Genomic DNA, 1,245 nt, shown 5'->3' with positions numbered 1-1,245 from the left:
CTGCTGGGCAGCGAAGGCACCCTGGGCGAGATGCTCGGCCTGGACGCCGCCTGGGCCCAGAAGGCAATCGCCTCGCAGGGGAACTACGGTGAAATCTTTGCCAAGAACATCGGTGAAGACACCCCGGTCGGCCTGGCCCGCGGCCTGAACGCACAGTGGACCGAAGGCGGCCTGCTGTACGCACCGCCGTTCCGCTAAACAGACCATCGGAAAGGGCGCAGGAGTTTCCTGCGCCCTTTTCCTATCAGAAAATAAGCTCCGGAGCGCTGCGGAGCGGGGACAACCCCGCCAGGACAGACCACCGGAGCCCAGGGGATCACACTATATGTCAACGTTAACTGACCCTCCAAAGGAGCAGTTCCGGCTGTCTATGCTCCTTTATGACACCCGTTACCGGTCGGGGACCATCCAGGTCATCGCCATGTTCGGGTTCATGCTTTTGGCAGCCTGGCTTATCAACAACACAATGAGCAACCTGGCGGCGCAGGATAAGGCTTTCGACTTCGGTTTCTTCACCGAACCGGCCGGCTATGATATCAACCAGCGCCTGCTGGAGTACACCTCGCGCGACAGCCATTTGCGGGCCGCGCTGATGGGGCTACTGAATACGCTGGTTGTTGCGTTTCTGGGCTGTGTCACGGCCACCATCCTGGGTGTGATCATCGGCGTTCTGCGGCTGTCGTCGAACTGGCTGGTGGCGCGTCTGATGACGATCTACGTCGAGCTGTTCCGCAACGTGCCGGTGCTGTTGTGGATCGTTTTTGTGATGGCGATCCTGATCGAAACCCTGCCGGCGCCACGGGCGTTCCGGGGTGAAAATCCCGAAGCCACGCTCAGCCTGATGGACAGCGTTGCCGTGACCAACCGGGGTGTCTATATCCCAGAGCCGTTGTTCTCGCGTTCGCTGGGCGATGCGCATCTGTTTGGCGATGCCTCGCTGCGGTTTGACGTCAGCCTGGACCTGATTGCCATTCTGGTGGTGCTGGGCCTCAGCCTGTTTGCCTCGATCAAGATCCGCCGGCGTGCGGACCGCATCCAGGAAGCCACCGGCGACCGCCCGGTGACCTGGCATGTGCGCACCGCCGTGGTGGTGGTGCCGATGGTGATCCTGCTGGCTGTGCTGGGTTTTCACCTGGGCTACCCTGAGCTGAAGGGCTTTAACTTCCAGGGCGGCACCCACATGCGCAACTCGCTGATCGCGCTGTGGCTGGCACTGTCGCTGTACACCGCTGCCTTCATCGCGGA

1 protein-coding gene and 1 pseudogene are annotated in these 1,245 nt (G+C 61.5%); both read left to right on the top strand.

What is annotated here, in order from left to right:
* Window positions 1–198 (top strand): annotated as a pseudogene (locus tag A2I95_RS39520) (amino acid ABC transporter substrate-binding protein); the annotation flags it as partial.
* Window positions 199–325: 127 nt separating this feature from the next.
* A partial coding sequence (locus tag A2I95_RS39515) for an ABC transporter permease subunit (RefSeq protein WP_291737814.1) occupies window positions 326–1,245 on the top strand: 920 nt, incomplete at its 3' end.

The sequence above is a fragment of the Leisingera sp. F5 genome, from assembly GCF_001593695.1.
Note: the sequence above shows the minus strand (reverse complement) of the source record. Positions and strands in the feature narration are given on the sequence as shown.